We start from the raw sequence: 24,149 nt of genomic DNA, 5'->3' as shown, positions 1-24,149 counted from the left end.
TATTTTTCCTCCTTCAATTGAAGGGCGACGCTATTTTAAAGAATGCTTGAATAGCCGTGATAAATCACACCTGAAGTTGCATCCATTGAAATTTCTTGATCTGATTTAATTAATTTTGTTGCGTCCTTCACTCCTACAATAACAGGAATACCAAGTGATAGTCCAACAACAGCCGCATGAGAAGTTAATCCACCTTCTTCAGTAATCAGCCCTGCACAATTTGCCACTGCTGGCATCATGTCACGATCTGAACCAATTGTGACAATAATACGTCCTGTCGTATCGACTGCATTTGCTTCCTCTGCATCTTTTACAACAATTGCTTGGCCATTCGCAACTGATTTACCGATTCCTTGACCTTTTGTTAAAATATCGCCAATTACATGTACTTTCATTAAGTTTGTTGTACCTGCTTGACCAACTGGTACACCTGCTGTAATGACAACTACATCGCCATACGAGACAAAATGATGTTTTAAACTTTCTTGAACTGCTAATTCTAAAATACCATCTGTGTTACGTACTTTTTGTGCAACGATTGGCATAACACCCCAAACAAGCGCTAGTTTACGCGCAGTAATGTCAGAGGATGTCACCGCTACAACTGCTACACCTGGACGATATTTCGCAATTGTTTTCGCTGTATAACCACTCTCTGTTGGTGCTAAAATCGCAGATACTTGTAAATTAATTGACGTATATGCTACAGATTGTGCGATTGAATCCGTCATACTAATACCTTGTTCCTTACTTTGCGCGCGTACAATTGCTTTATGATCTAATGTATTTTCGATACGCTCTGCAATTTTCGCCATTGTTGCAACAGACTCTACAGGATATAGCCCCGCCGCTGTTTCACCTGAAAGCATGATTGCATCTGTACCATCTAAGATCGCATTTGCTACATCAGATGCTTCAGCACGTGTTGGACGTGGGTTACGTTGCATCGAGTCTAGCATTTGTGTTGCTGTAATAACAGGTTTACCTAGTTTATTACATTTTTTAATTAAACTTTTTTGAACTACTGGTACTTCTTCAGCTGGGATTTCTACACCTAAGTCTCCACGTGCAACCATTAAACCATCTGAAACTTTTAAAATTTCGTCGATGTTATCGACACCTTCTTGATTTTCAATCTTTGGAATGATTTGAATATGACCAGCATCATTCGACTCAAGTAACGTACGAATTTCTAAAACATCTTTTGGACGACGAACGAATGAAGCTGCTATGAAATCAACTTTTTGTTCAATTCCGAATAAAATATCGCTTGCATCTTTCTCCGTAATACCTGGTAACTGTACAGATACGCCTGGTACGTTTACGCCTTTTTTATTTTTAAGTGTTCCTGCATTTTCAACGATTGTATGAATTAATCCTTTTTCTGAATCAATAGATGTTACACGTAATTCGATTAATCCATCGTCTAATAAAATAATCGAGCCTTCTGATACATCCTCAATTAATTTGTCATATGTGATTGAAAAGACTTCTTGGTTACCAAGTACTTCTGTCATTGAAATCGCAATTTTTTGACCTGTAACTAAATCAATTGCATCATTTTCCATTTGGTGCGTGCGAATTTCAGGACCTTTTGTATCCAGTAAAATCGCGACGATTTTATTCATTTCTTCTGCTGCTTCGCGAATTGTTTTGATTCGTTCCGCATGTTCTTCATGACTACCATGTGAAAAGTTTAAACGCGCAACATTCATACCTGATGCAATTAATTTTTTTAATGTTTCTTTTGATTCACTTGCTGGACCAATTGTACAAACAATTTTAGTTTTTCTCATTACACGACCACTCCAATTTTATTAAATCGATAGTTCTTTCGATAACTTGTACATCTCGTTATCAAATTCAGGACTTTCTTCAAACACTTCTTCAAAATCATGTGCGACAATTTCGTGATTACGCATACCAACAGCTTTTCCGCCGTTATTTTGTAATAGTAACTCTACTGCTTTTGCACCCATCTGAGAAGCTAATACACGATCTCTAGCTGTTGGGGAACCGCCTCGTTGAATATGTCCAAGTACAGATACACGTGTTTCAATTCCCATCTCAAGCAATTTCACCTGTAAATCTTGTCCTGACATCACACCTTCTGCCACAATAATAATACTATGTTTTTTACCGCGATCTCGACCACGTTTCAGACGTTCCGCCATATCTTCTAAATCATGCGGCTCTTCTGGTATTAAGATTGTTTCTGCTCCACCTGCTAATCCTGCCCAAAGTGCTAAATCACCTGCGTCTCGTCCCATCACTTCAATAATAAAAGAACGATCATGGGATGTGGCAGTATCACGAATTTTATCAATGGCTTCAATGACCGTGTTAAGCGCTGTATCAAAACCAATCGTATAGTCTGTTCCTGCAATATCATTATCAATTGTTCCTGGAACACCGACACATGGAATTCCTCGCTTTGTTAATGCCTTCGCACCACGATAGGAACCATCACCACCAATGACAACTAAGCCATCAATTTCATGTGCACGTAATTGTTCAATGGCTTTTAATTGTCCCGCTTCTTCTTTGAATTCAAGACAACGTGCTGAATAAAGCATTGTTCCGCCACGTTGGATAATATCACCAACATCACCACGTTCTAATGGCTTTATATTTCCATCAATTAAGCCTTGATATCCATGAAAAATACCAGCAACTTCTAAACCATGATAAATCGCTTTACGTACGACTGCTCGAATTGCGGCATTCATACCAGGTGAATCGCCACCACTCGTTAAGACTCCGATTTTTTTCATGTTTTCCCCTCCTGCAAGTTTTTACACTTTACACAATAGCATAATGAATACAGATTAAGCAGCTATGTGTTGAAAGAATGAGGCTGTTACGATGAATATACTCTATTCTTCGAAACAGCCCTCCTCTTTATTTATACCCTATCATAACTGCTAAATCTTACTTTGGAAATATATTTTACAAATTTTTATTGTTCGAACGAGCCAATCGCACGGAATTTATCATAGCGTTGATTCACTAATTGTTCTTTCGAGAAGTCCTTAAAGTCTTGCAACCCTTGACGAATTGATACTGCGACAAATTCTGCCTGCTCCTCTGGGTTTTTATGTGCCCCACCTAAAACTTCAGGAATAATTTCATCGATTACAGCCATTTCTTTTAAGTTAGGAGCTGTAATTCGCATTGCTTCTGCCGCATCTTTTGCAAGTGAAGCATCCTTCCATAAAATCGATGCCGCACCTTCTGGTGAAATAACTGAGAATGTTGAGTTTTCAAGCATGTAAATGCGATTAGCTACACTAATACCAAGCGCACCACCACTACCGCCTTCTCCAATTACAACAGATAAAACAGGAACAGTTAAACCAGCCATCTCAACCAAGTTGCGGGCAATTGCTTCACTTTGTCCACGTTCTTCAGCTGCTTTACCAGGATAAGCTCCCTTTGTATCAACAAAACAAATAATTGGTCGGTTGAATTTTTCTGCCTGCTTCATTAGGCGAAGTGCTTTACGATAACCTTCTGGATGTGGCATACCAAAATTACGACGAATGTTTTCTTTCGTTGCCTTACCTCGTTGGTGTCCTATGACAGTTACAGCTTGTCCATCAATACTTGCAATTCCACCGATTAAAGCTTCATCATCTCCGTAGTTTCGATCACCATGAAGTTCGATAAAATCATCAAAGATGGCGTGAATGTAATCTAAGCTTGTTGGACGCATAGTGTGACGTGCAATTTGAACACGATCCCAAGGTTCTAAGTTTGAATAAATCTCTTTTTGAAGTGTTTCAAACTTCGTTTCAAGATGCTTAATTTCTTCTGTAAAATCAATGTCAGCGCTCTCCGTTACTGATTTTAACTCAGCAATTTTAGCTTGTAGTTCAATTAATGGTTTTTCAAATGGTAATGTTTGTTCCATGATTAGTTGTCTCCCTTCGTGTGTAAACGAACAATCGTACTTAATGTATCTTTCATCTCATGTCGAGGGACAATTTTATCTAATTGACCATGCTTTAATAAAAACTCTGCTGTTTGGAAATCATCCGGCAATTTTTCACGTACAGTCTGTTCAATAACACGACGACCTGCAAAGCCGATTAACGCTTGTGGTTCAGCTAAATTGATATCACCTACAGATGCAAAACTCGCTGATACGCCACCTGTCGTTGGGTGTGTCATAACCGATACATATAACTGACCTTCACGACTATGTTTTTCAAGTGCTACAGATGTTTTCGCCATTTGCATTAGCGATAATGCACCTTCTTGCATGCGTGCGCCACCACTTGCAGTAAAGATAATAAATGGTACTTTTAATTCCGTTGCTTTTTCAATCGCACGTGTGATTTTTTCACCGACTACTGACCCCATTGATCCCATACGGAAGAACGAATCCATAACTGCTAACACAATCGTTTGACCATCAATTTGGCCGATACCTGTTAACACTGCTTCATTCAAACCAGTCTTCGCTTGGTCTACTTGTACTTTTTCAACGTATCCTGGGAAGCCAAGTGGATTCGTTGTTTTTAAATTATCATCAATTGATTGGAATGTACCTTCGTCAATCACTAGATTCATTCGTTGTTGTGAATTGATTTTGTTATGATAATTACATTTTGGACAAACATATAAGTTCTTCTGTAATTCTTTTGTAACCATTACATGCTTACATTCTGAACATTGATGCATAACACCTGCTTTAATATCATTTTGAACCTGTGCTTTTTTTACTTTATTCGGTTTTGTTTTTGAAAATATATTTTTTATACTCATTCCATATTCTCCCCTTCAGTTAACAAATCAATCCATACCTCATAGGCCTGAACCGCCTGAGCAGGATTCCCTGCAATTAATTCACTTATAAATGTCGCTAGTACTTCTCGTTCCGCTGGAGTCGATTGTCCTCGATACGGTGACTTACCGAATTGATTTAAAATCATCCAAATTTTAAATACTAATCGATTATGTGATGATACCATCAATTCTCGAACTAAAATTTCTCGTTCAATTTGACCTTCAATAATTAACATATGTAGTAAACTTTCCCACACAGGTAATTTACAAAGCTTTTCGTCTGTTGCAACTTCAACAATCGCATCGCGCTCTAAAATTTGTTGTGTGTGATGAACATTTACTAAATCTTTTTCTTCTTGTAAAACAAATGTAGATAATACTTCTACTAATTTATGATTTCTAAAATCGGATAGGAATGTGCCACCACCATGTTTGGTTTCAATTAAGCCTAGCAGCTCCATACTTCGTAAAGCCTCACGTACAGAAGATCGCCCAACACCTAGTCTTTCTGCCAATACACGTTCTGAAGGCAGTTTATCACCTGGTCCAATTTCTTCAACTCGAATAATTTCTCGAAGCTCTTTCACTATTTGAATAAATCTTTTTGGCGCGGACTTCTCTACATTCATCGCTTCAACTCCCTATCTTCGTAAAAGTGGTCTGACCACTTTTTATAGCATACAAAAGTTTTTTTAGTTAGTAAAGTAAAATCATGTAATTCTAGACTTTTTACTCATTCATTTTTTGAATTGATTTTTAACGTTTTCATTATAAAACACAAAAAGTAAGTAGGTGTGCTTTGTTATAAAACACAGCCACTTACTTCTTATAATGACTTCATATCTTGTATTTTTTGAGCAATTAATTGTACTTGTTGCTGACGCGATTCTACTTTTCCTTCAATATATAAAATAGAATCTTCCTCTAATAAGGACTTGATTTGTTCAAACACCTTCGGGAAAATTGTAACGGATAGTGCCCCTGTTTCATCTTCGATTGTTAAGAACGCCATTTGCTCGCCATTTTTTGTACGAATTACTTTTATGTTTTGAACCGCTGCTATGACTTGAATCGTTGCACCTATTTTAATAGAAGAAACTCGATGTATTGGAACTACTGGTTGCCCCATTTTCGCTTTCAACTGCTCAACAGGGTGCTTGGAAATATAGAAACCAAGAACTTCTTTTTCACCTTGTAGTTTTTCTTTTTCAAGCATAGGTTCTGCTTCGGCATGTTTCGGTACACCGTAAATTCGCGTGTCATACAACACAGTCGTTTCTTCATCAGGCGCATACAATTTAGCAAGATTTTCAGCACGACTAACAGTAGCTAGAAGTGTTTGTCGGTCTTGTTCAAAATCATCTAAAGCGCCTGCTTTGATTAAAGCTTCGATTGTTTTTTCTTTAAAATGTTGTGCTGATATACTTAATGCCATATCAAAAATACTTTTCCACTCTTTTTTCTCTTGCTGCATTTGCTGTAATTTTTTCAAAAAAGTTTGGGGTACGCCACGAATTGCTCCTAATGCTAATCGGATACTACCGTTTTCAACACGGTAACTCTTTCCGCTTTTTTGAATCGAGGGGCGTAGTAATGGAATATCTTTTGCACGTACTTCTTGCAAGATTTTCAACTGCTTTTCTCGATCTCCCATAACACTTGTTAAGAGCGCCGCATAGAAATACGGTGCAAAATTGGCCTTTAAATAAGCCATTTGATACGTAATTAAACTATACGCAACAGCATGACTTTTCGGAAAACCATAATTCGCAAAGCGAACAATTAAATCATATACCTCATTTGCTACATTTTTAGCGTACCCATTCTGTAGAGCACCTTGTACAAAATGTTGACGTTCTTGATCTAATATATTTTTTTCTTTTTTACTAACTGCTCGTCTTAATACATCTGCTTCACCTAATGTAAAACCTGCAAAAACAGAAGCGATTCGCATAATCTGTTCTTGATAGACGATAACACCGTACGTTTCATTAAGAATGGGCGCAAGTATCGGGTGAGGTAAAACGGCCTGTTCTTGTCCATGCTTCCTTCTACTATAAACAGGAATAAAATCCATCGGACCTGGACGATACAACGCATTTACTGCTACTAAATCTAAAAAGCTAGTTGGATATACTTCTTTTAAAGCTTGTCGCATACCAGCCGACTCCAATTGGAATACCCCTGTTGTATCACCTTGTTGTAGTAATTGATACGTTCTCACATCATCTAAAGGAATTTTTTCAAAATCTAGTACACGTCGTTCACCTGCATAAATAAGATATCGAATATGGTCGAGTATGGATAAATTACGCAAACCTAAAAAGTCCATTTTCAATAATCCAACCGCTTCAACTTCTTTCATCGGCCATTGCGTCATATAGATGTCATCGCTACCTTTTTCAATTGGAACGATTTCAGGTAAAGCAATCGGTGATAAAATCACACCAGCAGCATGAGTCGAAGCGTTACGTGGTAAACCTTCTAAACGTTTCGCAATTTGTAGCCACTTCACCTTATGCTCATCTGTACCAATCCACTGTTCAAATGCTGGCTCAGCATCTCGTAACATTGTTCCTGGCTTTGAAGGTATGAGCGCAGAAATTTGAGCCATCTCCTCCATTGTAAAGCCTAGAACACGTGCGACGTCGCGTGCTACTGCTTTCGCTGATAATGTACCAAATGTAATAATTTGTGCTGTATGCGAGGCTCCGTACTTTTTCGCTACATACTCAATCACTTCTTGTCTTTTAGCGTCTGCAAAATCGACGTCAATATCAGGTAATGTAATACGCGCTGGATTCAAAAAACGCTCAAATAATAAATCATACTGTATCGGGTCAACATTCGTAATACGTAAACAATACGCAACGAGTGAACTCGCAGACGAACCACGACCTGGTCCTGTTAAAATACGTTTTGAACGCGCAAAAGCGATATAGTCTGCTACGATTAAGAAGTAATCTGCATAACCCATATCATTGATGACACGTAGTTCATATTGCAAACGCTCTTCATATATTTGTTGTCCTGTAAAACCACGCTCTTGTAAACCTTTTTTACATTGCTCCGCAAGTAAAACTTCGGCTGTCTTTCCTTCTTCTAATGGTTGAAACTTCGGCATATAATGCTGTTCATACGTTAACTCAACTTTACACTGATTTAATACTTCCGTTGTTGTATCTAACCATTCTGGTACATCTTGAAACCACTCTTTTAATTGCAACATTGTCGGTAAATAATGTGCACGTTCTATAGGATTAAGCGGTTCACGGTCCTCTACACGCACACCTTGCTGAATCGCTTTCGCTACTGTATAGGCCTCCACGTCTTCTTCGTTTAAAAAATGGACGCGCTGGGTTGCCATCACTTTTAGTTTTTCAGATTGTGCAACATCACGCCACAGTGATTCTTGTTCGTGGATGATTCCATTCGCTCGCTCAATCCCTAAATAGAAATATTCTAATTGTTCATGTAACTGTTGAACCATTTGTATGACTTCATCACAATGATGTGTCATTGCAACAGGTAACATGACAATTAGCCCCTTTTGATAACCAAGTAACCATTTTAACGGTAAATCTTCTTGCTCTCTTAATGAAATCGCAGAAGAAATTTTGATTAGATGTTGGTAACCTTGTTGATTCGCTGCATATAAAACAAGTGGTATCGTGAGATTTTCTTGGCACACAAGATCTACTGTCAGTCCTAAGACTGGTTGTATGTGTGCTTTTTTCATAACTTGATTGAAATGAAGTAAACCATACAACTTACGGTCTGTAATGGCAACTGTTGCATGCTCATACGATTGTAAAGCAGCTGATAATTCTTCGATTTTCACAATACTATCCAGCATACTTGCAGACGTTACGATTTGCGGAAAATGAGCATCCATTCATTTCTTCTCCTTTCTATTGCGCACAAACCTCATCTAATTGTGCGATTAAATCATCTGCTTCTGACCAATCATAAATTGTAGCCCCCGAAGCAAATGGGTGACCGCCGCCTCTAAATTGTTTAGCAATCGTATTAATAACTAAACCTTTCGAGCGTAAACGAACACGAATTTGATCTGGCTCTTCAACAAAAATAGCCCATGCACGAATTCCTTTTACATTTCCTAAAGAACTGACAAGCGCACTTGTTTCGAGCGCTGTGACTCCATATTCTTCTAGTAATTCTTTTGGCAACTTAATATAAGCTGCACCATTTTCGTTCATATGGAAATTTTGATAAATGTAGCCTTGTAATTGTAGCAATTCTTTACTCAATTCATACATACCATCAAATAGCGTAGAGCGATCAAAGTCATGCTTCACTAATTTACTTGCTGTTTTAAATGTTTTTTCTGTTGCACTTGGGAATTTAAAACGTCCTGTATCGCCTACAATTCCAGCAAATAAATAACGTGCTGCCTGTGCAGGAAGCCCCCAAGCACGATGTTCTTCCCCATATTCATATAGCTCATAAATCAATTCTGAGCAAGAACTCGCAGATGTGTCTACCCATGTAATGTCACCATAAGCATCGTCATTTGGATGATGGTCTATTTTAATTAATGTCTCACCCATTGTATAACGTTGATCATCAATACGTTCTTGATTCGCTGTATCTGTGACAATCACTAGAGCACCATTATATGCTTCATCTTCCACATGTACGGGTTCACCTAAATATGTAAGTGCCGGATCATGTGTACCAGGTGTGTACACTGTTTTTTCGGGATAATTTGATTGAATGAGTGCAGCTAGTCCCATTTGCGAACCATAGGCATCTTCATCTGGACGTACATGACGATGAATGATAATCGTTTGATACTTTTCAATACATTCAATAATTTGTTGTTTCATCTAAATCGCTCCCTTAAAATAAATTAACGAAAATACTACTTTCTATTTTAACAGTTTTTACATGAGGTGTATTTATTTCTGAGTTATTTTATCTGAAATCGTAAATAAAAAAAGTATTGGGCAACAAAATCGCCCAATACTCTTTATCGTTCTAATACTTGGAATGTCACAAGTGCCTTACATACTAATATTTCATCGCTATAAACTTCAAAATCAATTTTCGCAAATTTACGACTCATGTCTAAAATTTTCGGTAACACTTGAATGGTTTTTTCCATTTGCACAGGCTTCATGAAATAGATGGTCATATTTTCAACCACACTGTCGCCTCGCTTTGTTTTTTTCAAAGCGGCTGCCCCTGCTTCTACTAGTAATGTTGTGAAAGCTCCATATGAAATCGCACCAAACTGATTCGTCATTTGCGGTGTTACCGTAAATTCAACCGTTGAATCGTCTTCGTCTTTTTCAAGCTTCATCTCATTTTTCACAAGGTCATCAATCGTTTCGCCATGCTGTGGTTGACGCTGAGCCATTTGCATCGCCTTTAATACATCCTGACGACTTACAACGCCTTGTAACACGCCATGTTCGTCCGTAACAGGTAATAAATCGATTCCTTCCCAAATCATACGGTGTCCAGCTGTTGCTACACTCGTCTTCATTGTAACTGTAATTGGATTACGTGTCATCAAACGATCAATCGAGTCTGATTCTTGCTTACCAATTACGTCTTTTGATGTCACAATACCAACTGTTTTCTTCTGTTTATCAACAACTGGATAGCCACCATGCGTTGTACGAGAATTTAATTCATTAAAGTCACGTACTGTGTCAGTTGATTTTAAATATGAAGTGTCTTCAATTGGTACAACAATATCTTCAATTAATAGAATCTCTTTTTTGATTAACTGATCATAAATAGCACGGTTAATCATCGTTGCAACTGTAAAGGTATCGTAACTTGAAGAAATAATAGGTAAATCAAGTTCATCCGCTAAGCGACGCGCTTCTTCATCCGCATCAAAACCACCTGTAATTAATACAGCAGCTCCTGCTTTTAAAGCATTCAAATGCGTATTCGAACGGTTACCAACAATTAATAAACTGCCTGCATCCGTATAACGCATCATGTCATCTAACTTCATTGCACCAATAACAAATTTCGTTAATGTTTTATGCAATCCACTTTTACCACCTAATACTTGTCCATCTACAATGTTAACAATTTCAGCAAAAGTTAAACGTTCAATATTCTCTTTTTTCTTCTTCTCAATACGAATCGTCCCTACACGCTCAATCGTACTAACTAAGCGACGTGTCTCTGCTTCTTTAATCGCGCGATAAGCTGTTCCTTCACTTACTGCCATATCTTTTGCAATTTGACGTACAGAGATTTTATCACCTACAGGTAAAGTCTCGATGTATTGAATTATCTTTTCATGTTTAGTAGCCAAAGAATCACCTATTTTCCAACTTCATTCTACCCCTAGTGTACCATATTTCCTGTTTTGTCGTGCTGCTTTTTAAAACAAAAGTACAGTAAATTTGCTACAAATTTAGCGTTTTCAGTGGATTTCTCATAAAACTAGCGTTCGATTACATCCCCTGCGGACATAATTAATACTTCTGTTCCCTCAACTAATTTTGCAAAATGGGTTGGATCTTGCTCAATTACGGGGAATGTATTGTAGTGAATCGGTACAGCTAATTTTGGTTTTAAAAACGCTACTGCCGTCGCAGCATCTTCTGGTCCCATCGTAAAGTTGTCACCAATCGGTACAAACGCAACATCAATCGGATGTCGTTCACCAATTAATTTCATATCACTAAACAGCGCTGTATCACCTGCGTGATAGATTGTTTTATCCTCTGCTGTAAATAAAATACCACCTGGCATGCCCGTATAAATAATTTGTTTGTCTTCTGTTACATAAGAAGACCCGTGAAATGCTTGTGTATATTTGACTGTTCCAAAATCAAATGTATAAGCGCCACCAATATGCATATTATGAACGCGTACACCTTGCCAAGATAGATAATCTGCTAATTCGTTTGGAGCGACCACAAGGGCATCATGTTTTTTCGCCAACTCAACTGTATCACCAACATGATCATTGTGACCATGTGTTAGTAAGATTACATCTGGTGATTCTGACTCTACTTTTAAATCGGTTTGGCTATTTCCATTAATGAATGGGTCGATTAAAATGACCTTGTCATTCGTTTTGATTTTTACAACTGAATGTCCATGAAATGATATTTGCATTGAAAAATCCTCCTTAAAATATGGATTACATTACACACAAATGCTGTTTTTTTGATACACTGGTAAAGCGTTACACTTGTTTTAGATTGACGTGACTTCATGTGAAATGTACGTATTTCATTTGTAACATATTCTGTTACAAAATGGAAACCTAAGATAACTAGTACACACATTTTTTCTTACGTTTGTTCTATACCCAAGTCAGACGAAATTCAATTATAGAGATTTGAGAGGAGACGACATTATGTCATCTAAAATCGAAAAAATTCAACATCATTTACAAGCAGCAAACATTGATGCTGCATTCATCACAACTCCTGAAAATGTTTTTTATCTATCAGGATTTTTAAGTGATCCACATGAGCGCTTACTAGGCATTCTTATTTTTAAAGATGCTGCACCATTTATGATTTGTCCAAAAATGGAGGTTCCTGATGCGAAGGCAGCTGGCTGGACATACGATGTAGTAGGTCACGACGATCAGGAAGATGCTTTTGAAGTACTTGCAAATAAAGCAGCTCAATCTGTTAGTGCCATTCAAACATTAGCAATTGAAAAATCACATTTAACAGTAGAACGTTTAGATACTTTACAACGCTTCTATCCGAACAGTTCAGTTGTTGGAATTGATCAAGTATTAACAGATTTACGTATTGTTAAATCTGCTGATGAAGTGGAAAAAATTCGTGAAGCAGCAAAACTTGCTGACTATGCGATTCAAGTAGGTTGCGATGAATTAGCTGAAGGTAAAACAGAACTTGAAGTACTATCGGCAATCGAAGCTGCAATCCTTCAAAAAGGTTACTATATGTCATTCGATACAATGGTATTAACAGGATTAAATGCTGCTTCTCCACATGGCACGCCAGGTAACACAAAAATTAAAAAAGGTGACCTAGTACTGTTTGATTTAGGTGTTGTTTATGAAGGTTACTGTTCTGATATCACACGTACAGTTGCATTCGGTGAACCAAATGTAGAGCAAAAAGCAGTATATGATGCTGTACTAAGCGCGAATAAAGCCGCAATTGATTTAGTTAAACCAGGTGTTCGTACAATGGACTTAGACCGTGCAGCGCGTCAAAAAATTGAAGATGCTGGTTTTGGTGAATATTTCACACACCGTCTAGGACATGGTCTTGGAATTGGTTTACACGAAATTCCTTCTATCCACGGTTCAAATGAATTGCCTTTAGTGGAAGGTATGGTTTTCACGATTGAACCAGGTGTTTATAAAGGTGACACAGCTGGCGTACGTATCGAAGATGATGTTGTTGTGACAAAAGATGGTGTTGAAATTCTAACGTCATTCCCTAAAGAGTTACACATTGTTGAACCAAAATAAGTGTTAAAAAACAAAAGAGAAATTCCGCTGCCAATCGGCTTTGGAATTTCTCTTTTTTTATACAATGGATTGACTTATATCAATCTCTATTTATACGTTATCTACTCACAAACAAACTGACCCCTGATTCCCTTTGTATGAATCATTTTTGATTATGCTTTTGCTTGTAATAACGCGTCAGCTGGAACGTATTCGTAACCAAGCGCTTCTGCAACTGCATCGAACGTTACATGACCATCTAATACGTTTAAACCTTTACGTAATGCTTCATTATCTAAGCATGCTTTTACATAACCTTTATTCGCAATTTGTACTGCGTAAGGTACTGTGTTATTTGTTAAAGCCATTGTTGCTGTACGTGGTACTGCACCTGGCATATTTGCTACTGCATAGTGAACCACACCATGCTTCACATAAGTTGGCTCATCATGTGTTGTAATACGATCTGATGTTTCGAAAATACCACCTTGGTCGATTGCGATATCAACAACAACTGAACCTGGTGACATCGATTTAATCATCTCTTCTGTTACTAATTTCGGCGCTTTAGCACCTGGAATTAATACAGCACCGATTACTAAATCAGATTGTTTTACAGACTCTGCAATGTTATATGGGTTTGAAATAAGTGTATGAACATCTGTACCGAATTGATCATCTAATTCACGTAAACGTTCTGGGCTTAAGTCGATAATTGTTACATCAGCACCCATACCTACAGCGATTTTCGCAGCATTTGCGCCAGCCATACCACCGCCGATTACTGTTACTTTACCGCGTGACACCCCTGGTACGCCGCCTAGTAAAATACCTTTACCGCCTTCTTGTTTTTCTAAATACTGTGCACCGATTTGTGTTGCCATACGACCTGCAACTTCACTCATTGGTGTTAATAATGGTAGTGAACGGTTTGGTAATTGTACTGTTTCATAAGCAATCGCTGTCACTTTTTTATCGATTAATGCTTTTGTTAAAGCTGGTTCTGGTGCTAAGTGTAAATAAGTGAATAAGATTAAGCCTTCTGTAAAGAAGCTGTATTCTGATTCGATTGGTTCTTTAACTTTCATGACCATATCAACATTCCAAGCACCTGCTTGGTCTACCATTACTGCCCCTGCTTCAATATATTCTTCATCTGTAAATCCTGAACCAATACCAGCGCCCTTTTCTACGACAACATCGTGACCTGATACCTTAAAGTTCACAACGCCTGCTGGTGTAATTGCTACACGATTTTCATTGTTTTTGATTTCCTTTGGAATACCAATTTTCATGACCCATCCTCCTAAAGATAAAAGTATATATGAAGTTAAACTTATCTCTTCAAACAAATCTATCTTAACAGATTTTTACGACTTTTTGCAAAATAATTTTCAAGTTTTTTTCTTTTTTCCAAATAATTGCGTTTACAAAAGGATTATAAACTCTTTTTTTATGTAAAAATAACAAAATACGCTATTTAATTATATTAAATTTTTTGATTTTTCTAATTAATTTTTTGATGAAAAATTCACAATTTGTTCCAATTCCATTTAAAAAAGAGGGATTTGTGAATTGATATAGAATGTTATAATATGCTTATAAAAGCAAAGAGGAGGAATTTTATTATGGCAACTTATAACAACATTATTGTAGCAGTAGATGGTTCTGCAGAAGCAGAATACGCATTCAACAAAGCAGTAGAGGTAGCACAACGTAACGATGCGGTTTTACACTTAGTAAACATCATCGATACACGTTCTTTCGCAGCAATCGAAGCGTATGATCGCTCAATCGCTGAACGCGCTCAAAGCTTTGCTGAAGAAAAGTTAAACGAATATAAAACAATTGCTGAACAACATGGCGTAAAAGAAGTGAAAACATTAATCGAATACGGTTCACCAAAAACAATGATTACAAAAGACGTTGCTGAAAAAACAGTAGCTGATTTAATCGTATGTGGTGCGACTGGTCTAAATGCTGTAGAGCGCTTCCTAATCGGTAGTGTATCTGAAAGCATCGTACGCTCTGCAAAATGTGACGTATTAGTTGTACGTACACCAGCAGCTGAATAATCACCAATTAAAAAAGAGAAATCGCGATTCAATGCGATTTCTCTTTTTCTATTACTTTTCTTGTTCTTGCTCTTTAGTGAGCTTTTCACACAGGTAACCAACAATATGACCTCTTGGTGTTTTTTCTTCTAAGTCACCATTCTCAACTAATTCATCGAGTGATTGCCAAATGGTTGCCCATAATTCTGTGTTTTCATATTGTTTATATTGTGGATTCAATTTATTTCTTCTCTTCTTTCTTCCAATTTTGTACGCGTGCGAAGAAAGTTTCGAGTGCTTGAATATTGTCTAGTCTTGGAACTTTCGCGAGTAGCACATCTTTAACTGCTTGTTCGCCTTCTTTTTTCTTCTGTAAAATGAATAAGCTTTTTCCCATTTCTTTTTGTTTAAAAAGATTTTCAGGTAACTGGACAACCGCTTGAATCCACGCATGTTTTTGCACATAACTATAAAGTAAAGGTGCTTGTTCTGATTCAAATAAGTTATTCGGTACTAAGAAGAATAAGTAGCCACCATCTTTCGTATGGTTCATTGATTGCTCAATTAATAAATGGTGTGCATACGTCATACCATCTTCCTTATGAATTTCAAAGTTCTCTGCATATTCTGTATCTGGATAATATCCAACAGGTAGATCGCAAATTACTCCATCAACAGGATCGATTAAAAGGTGTTGTAACGCATCTTGACGATATAAAGCAACCGGTTGCTCTTGTAAATCAGCTGAAACTGCAGCGAGTTGAATTAATAGTTCATCAATCTCTACACCAATTCCTTCAATTTTACCGTCTAAATGATTCATCACAGTCATCATTAGGTTCCCTGTTCCAATGGTTGGATCAAGTAATGTAACCTTCTCTTGCTCTTTTAATTGCTTTTCAAAGAACTGCTCGACAAAATAACCTACTAAAAAACCAAGAGAATCGGGTGTCATTTGATGATTTGGCTGTACATTTTTACGCATGCCTTTTAATAAAGCGAGTTGAATTGCCTTTCTCACTTGCTCTTTTGATACTTCTTTTAGAATAGATGATTCAGGTTCTTCCACTAATTGCGTTAGAGTAGATAGAAGACCGTCTAAATACGTAACATCAAATTCTTTGCTTACTTTTTTAGATTGCTCATCTAAATAAGTGAAAATATTTTCTATTTTTTCCATTTGATACTCCTAAACACGAAAGGGACTATCCTTTACAGGACAGGCCCTAACGTTCATGTTTTTAATTAAAGTGCTTTTAAAGCTTCTAAAGCACGATCGTAATCTGGGTGGTTTGTGCCTTCTGGAACATATTCTGTGTAAGTGACTTCACCAGCTTCATTAATTACGAAGATTGAACGAGCTAATAAGCGAAGTTCTTTCATTAATACGCCATAAGCTTCACCAAATGATGCATCGCGGTGATCTGATAATGTAATAACATTTTCAATACCGTTTGCGCCACACCAACGTTTTTGTGCGAATGGTAAGTCCATTGAAATCGTCAGTACCACAACATCATCACCGAATGATGCCGCTTCTTCATTGAAACGACGTGTTTGTGCATCACAAACGCCTGTGTCTAAAGAAGGTACAACTGAAATTAACACTTTTTTACCAGCGAAATCTTTCCATGTTTTTTCACCTAAACCGTTATCTACAACTTTAAAATCAGGTGCTTTTGAACCTACAGTTACTTCTTCGCCTACTAGTGTTACTGGATTATTAATAAATGTTACATTTGCCATTCTCAAAACGCCTCCTCAAAATTTCTACTTCCAATTCTACTAAAATTACACTTTACTACGCAACTATGAAGCCTTAATTCTTTATACTTCGACTGTTTGCGATACTACTTGTTCTTTTTTACTATATGCTCTTTCATGGATAACATGTGTATCTGCAATGAAATCATGGACAGCTTTATGCTTTGGTGTGAATGGAATGATTAAATATAAAATTTTCACTGTCATCGAAATAAAGCGCCCTACACCTTCGCGAAATAGCACAGTAGACCATGAAAGAGGTTCACCATCATCTCGTACGACTTTTAAACCAAAAATCATCTTACCTAATGTCTGACTTAAAAATTTTGTCATCAAGATGAAGTAAATGTAAAACATCACGCCTGATAAAACAGCTGAAATCGAGATATATAAAATCAATTCATTTTCCCAAATCGACTTGGGAATAATGTTTTGTAACAGCAGACCGACTAGGACAGTGTTTACTAATAATACATCAATTAAAAAAGCGAAAAAGCGAACCCAAAATCCCGCTGATTTATGTTCAAAAATAGCGGATTCTTGCATTTCGATTTGCGTTGCAAATTGTGTCATGCGAAAACCTCCTATTCTTCACCATACATATACATGAGACGTGGGCCATTTTTTGCATTTGATAAAATGTGTTGAACCATTTGTGCATCAACTGAGCCACCACCTAATAACGACTGCACTTTTGTTGCAAATAAGCTTGTGATGGAATCGCTTGTACTGTATTCATATACTTTTGAACCTGTTAAACCTTTTTCTTTCTTCATTGCAGCAATCGCATCTTCTGTATAACCGAATTCATCTGCTAATCCTACTTTTACAGCTTGTGAACCATTATATACGCGACCATCTGCCACTTTTTTAACTTTTTCCATCGGCATGTTACGACCATCTGCTACAACTTTTAAGAAACGTTGGTATGAGTCATCAACCATTGATTGTAAGATTTTACGGTCGCCTTCTGTCATCTCACGAGAGCCACTCATAATATCTTTATACGGACCTGTTTTAATCGTTTCGAATTTCACGCCGTATTTATCAGCTAATTTACTGTAGTTAATTGACTGCATGATAACGCCGATTGAACCTGTTAACGTCTCTTCATCGATAAAGATTTTATCTGTTGGCGCTGAGATATAGTAACCACCTGAAGCGGCCATTGATCCCATTGATGTATAGATTGGAATATTACGCGTCTTTTGAATATCTTTGATTTTTTCATAGATTTGTTTTGACTCGACAACGCCACCACCTGGTGAATTCACATATAATACAACACCTTTTACAGTTGTATCTTTTTTCACATCATCTAACTGTTTTAAAAACTGTTTATGATTATATCCCTTTGACCCTGTAAACGCTGAAGCTTCACCTGTATCTTGAATTGCTCCATCTACTTTTAAAACTGCAATTTGTGATGTTTCTTTTCCTTCTTGTACTGTTGTACGTTCAAGTGAAGATTCTTCACCCATTACTTGCACCATAGCATCAGAAAATTTTACTTTACTAAAATTAATCAAGCCACTAATTACCGTAGAACCAACCAGTAAAAAGGCTGCTATTCCAAGTGCAATCCATCTTTTTGCATTCATAAACTCATCTCCTCTGACTGTTTATACGCATTATTTTTCCAAATGTTTCATTTTCAGGCTAAATTTTTTGATTTTTTCGCCTCTACAATTGTAGCATATGAGAAAACAATAATGGCAAGCCAGATACAGCCAAATGCAATGAAATCATGAAGTCCAAATTTTTCATGATAAATAAATGTACCGATTAACAATGTCATAGTTGGCGCAATATATTGGAAGAATCCAACTAAATAAAGTGGAATATTTTGTGCACCTACTGCAAATAAGATTAATGGGATTGCTGTAATGACACCTGTACCAATTAATAGTAATGTTGTTACCCAGTCTAAGTGGAACATTGCCGATTCACCTTTTGCAATTAGGTAAATATAATATCCAAGTGCTAGCGGCAAGATGAATAATGTCTCAATTACTAAACCGCGTGTGGCATCTAGTTTGATTTGTTTCTTTAATAACCCATAAATACCAAATGAAAAAGCAAGTCCAAGTGCTACAAATGGGAACTTTCCATTTGAAATAATGAGAACTGCTACACCGGCAAATGCAATGATACACGCTAAAACTTGCGCCTTTGATAAACGCTCTTTCAAGAAAATAACACCTAGTAATACAGAAACTAATGGATTAATATAATAACCCATACTTGTCTCTACAATATGATTATGATTCACTGCCCAAATAAATATGTACCAGTTTGCTGATATTAAATAGGAAGCTGCAACTAATGACCAAAATGATTTTTGATGTTGCCACAGTGTTTGAACATCTTGTAATAAATCTTTTCCTTGTCGAATGGCTACGACAAAGATGAGCGTTAAAATAAATGACCAGATAATACGACTCGTAATAATTTCGTTACTACTCACCATGTCTAGTTGTTTCCAATAAATCGGTACAAGTCCCCAAATAATATACGCAAACGTTGCGGACAAAATACCTTTTTTTGTTGAATCCATTCTCGTTTCATCTCTTTTCTTCTTTCTAGTGTTTCTATAGTATAGTAATATTTGTTTGCATATGTAAATAATTTTTTCTTCGTTTAACGAAAGTTTTAAATATGAATAAGCCTGCATGCATCTACTACTGCATACAGGCTTATTTGTTCTATTTCATTACACTGTTTTTTTCATTTCGCGTTCGCGCAATTCTACACGGCGAATTTTACCTGAAGCTGTTTTTGGTAATTCATCAACGAATTCAATTGCGCGTGGATATTTATAAGGAGCTGTTGCTTCTTTTGCAAAGCTTTGTAGCTCTTTAATAAATCCTTCTTCGTTAGCGCGTTCTTTGTTTTGTAAGATGATATATGCTTTAACAATCGTTCCACGAATTTCATCTGGACTTCCAACTACTGCACATTCTTGTACATCAGGGTGTTTCACAAGTGCATCCTCTACTTCGAATGGCCCAATTGTATAGCCTGAACTGATAATAATATCATCGCTACGCCCTTCAAACCAGAAGTAACCATCTTCGTCTACTTTAGCTTGATCACCTGTAATGTAGTAATCGCCTCTAAATTGACCTTGTGTACGCTCAGGATCGCGATAATATTCTTTGAATAATGCAGGTGTTGTTTTATGGATGGCGATATCTCCTACTGTATTTGGCGCACATGGTTTACCGTTCTCATCGACCACTACTACCATGTTTCCTGGTGTTGGTTTACCCATCGAACCAGCTTTTGCTTCCATGCCCTTCATTGTACCGATTAGTAATGTGTTTTCAGTTTGACCATAACCATCGCGTACTTGTAAGTCAAATGTCTGTTGGAATTTATTAATAACCTCAACATTTAATGGTTCACCAGCAGATACTGCACTGTGTAAGCTACTTAAATCAAAGTCGGCTAAATTTTCAACTTTCGCCATAACACGATACTCAGTCGGTGTACAGCACAATACATTAATTTTATGTTCTTGAATAAGTGACAGATATGTTTGTGCATCAAAACGACTGTTATAAACAAAGCCTGTTGCTCCGCTACCTAATACAGATAAGAATGGACTCCAAATCCATTTTTGCCATCCTGGACTTGCCGTTGCCCAAACTAAATCACCTTTTTGAATTCCTAACCAGTGAGAAGCAGCTGTGCGTAAATGCGCATAAGCCCATGCATGTGTGTGAACAGCTGCTTTTGGATTACCCGTCGTGCCGCTTGTATAAGATAGGAATGCTGTATCCGTACTTAACGTATCGCACATTTCAAATGATGTAGAAGCTTCCTTTACCTCTTCTAATAAAGGAACCCACGGTGTATGTGCATGACCAATTACAAATTGTTTTACACCTTCTAAATTGCGTACTTGATCGAATTGATCAATATATGGTTCGTATGACACAATCGCTTTTGCTGAACTGTGTTCAATACGGTATTCAATATCTTTTGTACGTAGCATTTCAGAACTTGGAATCACAATAATTCCGGATTTAATCGCAGCAATATACGTAACATATGCTTCAATTAAACGTGGAACCATGACAATCATAACGTCTCCTTTTTTTAGTCCATGTGCTTGAAACACATTGGCCATTTGATTCGCTTGTTGAATGAGAGCATCGTATGTGATTTCTTTGTGTTGTCCTTCTACGTCTTCATATTTGACTGCTATGGCACCTTCACCTGTTGCGAACTGTTCAAACTCTGATACCAAGTTATAATGTTCTGGTGCTAATAAATCCTCTCTGTTCATAACGAACTCCCCCTAAATTTAAGATTTCTGCTTAATTATTATAACTAAGCACTCCCGATTGCACAACCTATTACTATAACTTATTATTATTACTAGGTCTTAATATCAAAAGAAAAATATTTTCAATTACCTAATAATTCCCAAAATTATAACATATTAAAAAAGTAAAATACCATTATAAACTATAGAGAAAAGTGTGTTTTTCAACAAAATTATTCAAAAGACGAGCATTAAACACTCAAAGTAGTTATTTCATGTAACTTTAGATTCTTGAATTCTGATGTATTCATCAATAAATAAACAATTAAAAACAATTTATTTACTTAACTAAAAGATTTTTCAGTACAAAAAAATCCGCATAAAAAATTATACGGATTTTTCGCTTTTTATTTAAAGTAAATCGTCAAACGCATCTACTTCTTTTTTACGTGGGAAGTCATGAATTTCGCGATTTTGTATCGCGCGTTCAATCATTTCATCGAAATCTGTAAAGCTTTCATAATAATTCATTTTGTCGATCTTAGGTTTAGTTTTTGGACTTGCTGGTGTAAATACCGTACAGCAATCCTCATATGGACGAATCGATGTTTCATACGTACCAATTTTTTGTGCGATATCAATAATTTCAAGCTTATCATATGTGATTAGCGGACGTAAAATAGGCGTTGTTGTTACATCATTAATAGCTGCTAAACTCTCTAATGTTTGACTCGCTACCTGTCCTAAATTCTCCCCTGTCACTAAGACTTTTGCGTCAATTTCTTTACGAACTAAATCAGAAATTTTCATCATCATACGGCGCGTTGAAGTCATCGTTACATTCTCCGGTACATTTTGTTGAATCGTTTGCTGAATTTCTGTAAATGGAATAATGTGTAGACGAACTTTACCACCAAATTGACTGATTTGTTGACAAAGATCTTTAACTTTTTCAAGTGATTGGTCACTTGTGAATGGCGGACTAAAGAAGTGAATCGCTTCAATTCGCACACCACGCTTCATAATGAAGTACGCTGCTACGGGGCTATCAATCCCACCTGATAATAATAGAAGTGCTTTACCATTTGAACCAACTGGTAAACCTGTAGCACCTGGAATTTTCTCCACCATCATATATGTGCCATTTTCACGTACTTCCACAACTAATTCAATTTCTGGATTTTTCATTTGAACCGTCATGCCTGGCAGTGTCGTTAACACATGTCCTGCTAAATCACGATTTAATTCATATGTGTCTAATTCAAATTTTTTATAAGCACGACGTACATTCACTTTGAATGTTTTACCTTTGTAATCGATTCCTTCAACAATCTTTACAGCGAGTGCTTTCATTTCTTCTAAATCGGTTTTACATTCTGCTACTGGGCTAAATGATTGTATGCCGAAAACACGTGGTAAACGTTCTAATAAAATTGCCATCTCATGTTCATGACTACTTCTTAAATACATACGATCATGCTCTGAACGAATACGTAAATCTGTTACATCTTGAAAAACAAAACGTAGATTTTCACGTAGACGACTAATGAATTGTTTACGGTTCTTTCCTTTTGTTGAAATTTCACCGTAACGAATTAAAATTTCATGCCATTTCATACTTTTTGACCTCTCCCTTAACTTGCTGAATCACGCGTTCTATAATGTCTTTTACTTGCTGAATTTCCTCATCTGTATTAAACATCCCAAAGCTAATACGCACAACACCACGTGCATATTCATGTGGTACATTCATCGCAGATACAACATGACTAACCTTTGTATCTTTTGAATGACAAGCACTTGAAGTAGAAATAATGACATTATGTGCTTGCATCGCATTGATCATCACTTCACCTTTGATACCTGAAACTGCATAACTAACAATATGAGGTGCACCATGATTCGTTGATAGTACACGAATTGCTTCAAATTGCTGTAAAAATTCATGTAGCTCATTGCGCCACATGCTATATTTCTTCGCATTCACTTGTTGCTGTTCAGCAGCTAAACGAATCGCTTTTGATAATGCCACATACTGAGGAACCGCTACTGTACCGCTGCGCAATCCCATCTCTTGACCACCACCATGAATAAGTGGTTCAAGTGTCATTTGTTTACGAAAAACTGCTACACCTGTTCCTTTTAGTGCGTGTAATTTATGACCGGAAATTGTAATCGCATCTGGCCCTGCTTCACTTGCAAAACGGATTGGTAACTTACCAAAACTTTGCACCGCATCTACATGGAAAAAAGCACGACTTTCTCGATGAACAATTTGTGCAATTTGTTCAATCGGTTGAATCGCACCCACTTCATTATTCACATGCATGACACTCACAAGTACCGTATCTTTTTGTAATTTTCGCTGTAAATCTTCTAAGTCGACAATACCTGTTGTTGTGACGTCCACATAATCAACTGTAAATCCTTCTTGTTCTAAAGCACGTACACTTTCTAATACCGACGCATGCTCAATCGTTGAAACTAGAATATGCTTCCCTCGATGTGTATTTGCTCGTGCAATGCCTTTTATAATAAAATTATTCGATTCTGAACCACCTGAAGTAAATACAACTTGTTCAGCTGTTGTGCCAAAAACATCGGCTACTTGTTGGCGAGAACGACTTAATAATTTATTTGTTTCGACACCCATTTCATGCAATGAAGCTGGATTTGCGTAAAAACGTTCATTCGCTTGAATAAACGCGCGCATAACTTGTTCATCTGGCTTCGTCGTTGCACTGTTGTCTAAATAAATCATATTGACCCTTCCTTCTATCGTACATATTCAATTATTATATCAAAAAGAATAACAGATGTCTTACAC

General features: G+C 36.9%; 21 protein-coding genes. 2 read left to right on the top strand and 19 right to left on the bottom strand.

The genetic code is table 11. The annotated features are described in order from the left end of the window. Positions 1-35: 35 nt before the first annotated feature. The 9 genes from pyk to ASO14_RS04345 all read right to left on the bottom strand — a co-directional run bounded on the left by pyk (position 36) and on the right by ASO14_RS04345 (position 11,907). Positions 36-1,796 carry a pyruvate kinase gene (gene pyk / locus ASO14_RS04385; RefSeq protein WP_068451935.1) on the bottom strand — a complete coding sequence of 587 codons (1,761 nt, stop codon included), beginning with the start codon at positions 1,794-1,796 and terminating at the stop codon, positions 36-38. A gap of 21 nt (positions 1,797-1,817) precedes the next feature. Continuing rightward, complete coding sequence (pfkA, locus tag ASO14_RS04380; RefSeq protein WP_068451933.1) at positions 1,818-2,774, bottom strand: 6-phosphofructokinase; 957 nt, start codon at positions 2,772-2,774, stop codon at positions 1,818-1,820. Between the two features lie 185 nt (positions 2,775-2,959). After that, a complete protein-coding gene (gene accA / locus ASO14_RS04375; RefSeq protein ID WP_068451930.1) occupies positions 2,960-3,913 on the bottom strand; it encodes an acetyl-CoA carboxylase carboxyl transferase subunit alpha in 954 nt (317 codons plus the stop codon). A gap of 2 nt (positions 3,914-3,915) precedes the next feature. Further along, positions 3,916-4,770 (bottom strand): acetyl-CoA carboxylase, carboxyltransferase subunit beta, encoded by an 855-nt coding sequence (accD, locus tag ASO14_RS04370; RefSeq protein ID WP_068451927.1) that lies wholly within the window; start codon positions 4,768-4,770, stop codon positions 3,916-3,918. Next, positions 4,767-5,420 (bottom strand): FadR/GntR family transcriptional regulator, encoded by a 654-nt coding sequence (locus ASO14_RS04365; protein WP_068451924.1) that lies wholly within the window; start codon positions 5,418-5,420, stop codon positions 4,767-4,769. The genes accD and ASO14_RS04365 overlap by 4 nt, the downstream gene beginning before the upstream one ends. A gap of 197 nt (positions 5,421-5,617) precedes the next feature. Further along, the gene (dnaE, locus tag ASO14_RS04360) at positions 5,618-8,686 is read right to left on the bottom strand and encodes a DNA polymerase III subunit alpha (protein ID WP_068451922.1); all 3,069 of its coding nucleotides are present in this window, start codon (positions 8,684-8,686) and stop codon (positions 5,618-5,620) included. A gap of 16 nt (positions 8,687-8,702) precedes the next feature. Continuing rightward, entirely contained in the window at positions 8,703-9,641 is a 939-nt protein-coding gene (locus ASO14_RS04355) for a DHH family phosphoesterase (RefSeq protein WP_068451920.1), read from the bottom strand. A 143-nt stretch (positions 9,642-9,784) separates the two neighbouring features. Next, a complete protein-coding gene (locus tag ASO14_RS04350; RefSeq protein WP_068451918.1) occupies positions 9,785-11,095 on the bottom strand; it encodes a DRTGG domain-containing protein in 1,311 nt (436 codons plus the stop codon). Between the two features lie 131 nt (positions 11,096-11,226). Further along, a complete protein-coding gene (locus ASO14_RS04345; RefSeq protein ID WP_068451914.1) occupies positions 11,227-11,907 on the bottom strand; it encodes a metal-dependent hydrolase in 681 nt (226 codons plus the stop codon). Positions 11,908-12,151: 244 nt separating this feature from the next. On the opposite strand from ASO14_RS04345, the gene ASO14_RS04340 reads away from it, so the two are divergent. Continuing rightward, positions 12,152-13,252 carry a M24 family metallopeptidase gene (locus ASO14_RS04340; protein ID WP_068451911.1) on the top strand — a complete coding sequence of 367 codons (1,101 nt, stop codon included), beginning with the start codon at positions 12,152-12,154 and terminating at the stop codon, positions 13,250-13,252. A 152-nt stretch (positions 13,253-13,404) separates the two neighbouring features. On the opposite strand, the gene ald is transcribed toward ASO14_RS04340, so the two are convergent. Next, a complete protein-coding gene (gene ald / locus ASO14_RS04335; protein ID WP_068451906.1) occupies positions 13,405-14,526 on the bottom strand; it encodes an alanine dehydrogenase in 1,122 nt (373 codons plus the stop codon). Between the two features lie 333 nt (positions 14,527-14,859). Between ald and ASO14_RS04330 the strand changes: the two genes are divergently transcribed. Continuing rightward, positions 14,860-15,306 (top strand): universal stress protein, encoded by a 447-nt coding sequence (locus ASO14_RS04330; protein WP_068451904.1) that lies wholly within the window; start codon positions 14,860-14,862, stop codon positions 15,304-15,306. Between the two features lie 51 nt (positions 15,307-15,357). On the opposite strand, the gene ASO14_RS15115 is transcribed toward ASO14_RS04330, so the two are convergent. The 9 genes from ASO14_RS15115 to ASO14_RS04290 all read right to left on the bottom strand — a co-directional run bounded on the left by ASO14_RS15115 (position 15,358) and on the right by ASO14_RS04290 (position 24,083). After that, entirely contained in the window at positions 15,358-15,525 is a 168-nt protein-coding gene (locus ASO14_RS15115) for a hypothetical protein (RefSeq protein WP_165442694.1), read from the bottom strand. A gap of 1 nt (position 15,526) precedes the next feature. Continuing rightward, positions 15,527-16,465: a class I SAM-dependent methyltransferase gene (locus ASO14_RS04325; protein ID WP_068451902.1), complete on the bottom strand. Its 939-nt coding sequence runs from the start codon at positions 16,463-16,465 to the stop codon at positions 15,527-15,529. A 65-nt stretch (positions 16,466-16,530) separates the two neighbouring features. After that, on the bottom strand, positions 16,531-17,031 hold the full coding sequence (tpx, locus tag ASO14_RS04320) for a thiol peroxidase (protein ID WP_068451900.1): 501 nt from the start codon (positions 17,029-17,031) through the stop codon (positions 16,531-16,533). Between the two features lie 81 nt (positions 17,032-17,112). Then, positions 17,113-17,622 carry an RDD family protein gene (locus ASO14_RS04315; protein WP_082701376.1) on the bottom strand — a complete coding sequence of 170 codons (510 nt, stop codon included), beginning with the start codon at positions 17,620-17,622 and terminating at the stop codon, positions 17,113-17,115. Between the two features lie 11 nt (positions 17,623-17,633). Further along, positions 17,634-18,650 carry a signal peptide peptidase SppA gene (gene sppA, locus ASO14_RS04310; RefSeq protein WP_068451897.1) on the bottom strand — a complete coding sequence of 339 codons (1,017 nt, stop codon included), beginning with the start codon at positions 18,648-18,650 and terminating at the stop codon, positions 17,634-17,636. Between the two features lie 53 nt (positions 18,651-18,703). Further along, entirely contained in the window at positions 18,704-19,606 is a 903-nt protein-coding gene (rarD, locus tag ASO14_RS04305; protein WP_068451894.1) for an EamA family transporter RarD, read from the bottom strand. A 156-nt stretch (positions 19,607-19,762) separates the two neighbouring features. Next, positions 19,763-21,343 (bottom strand): acyl-CoA synthetase MbcS, encoded by a 1,581-nt coding sequence (gene mbcS, locus ASO14_RS04300; protein ID WP_068451890.1) that lies wholly within the window; start codon positions 21,341-21,343, stop codon positions 19,763-19,765. Between the two features lie 390 nt (positions 21,344-21,733). Next, positions 21,734-22,939 carry a tRNA uracil 4-sulfurtransferase ThiI gene (gene thiI / locus ASO14_RS04295; RefSeq protein ID WP_068451887.1) on the bottom strand — a complete coding sequence of 402 codons (1,206 nt, stop codon included), beginning with the start codon at positions 22,937-22,939 and terminating at the stop codon, positions 21,734-21,736. Next, the gene (locus ASO14_RS04290) at positions 22,926-24,083 is read right to left on the bottom strand and encodes a cysteine desulfurase family protein (RefSeq protein WP_068451885.1); all 1,158 of its coding nucleotides are present in this window, start codon (positions 24,081-24,083) and stop codon (positions 22,926-22,928) included. Before ASO14_RS04290 ends, thiI begins: the two co-directional genes overlap by 14 nt. Positions 24,084-24,149 lie beyond the last annotated feature (66 nt).

Source organism: Kurthia sp. 11kri321, from assembly GCF_001534765.1.
Taxonomy (GTDB): Bacteria; Bacillota; Bacilli; order Bacillales_A; family Planococcaceae; genus Kurthia; species Kurthia gibsonii.
Note: the sequence above shows the minus strand (reverse complement) of the source record. Positions and strands in the feature narration are given on the sequence as shown.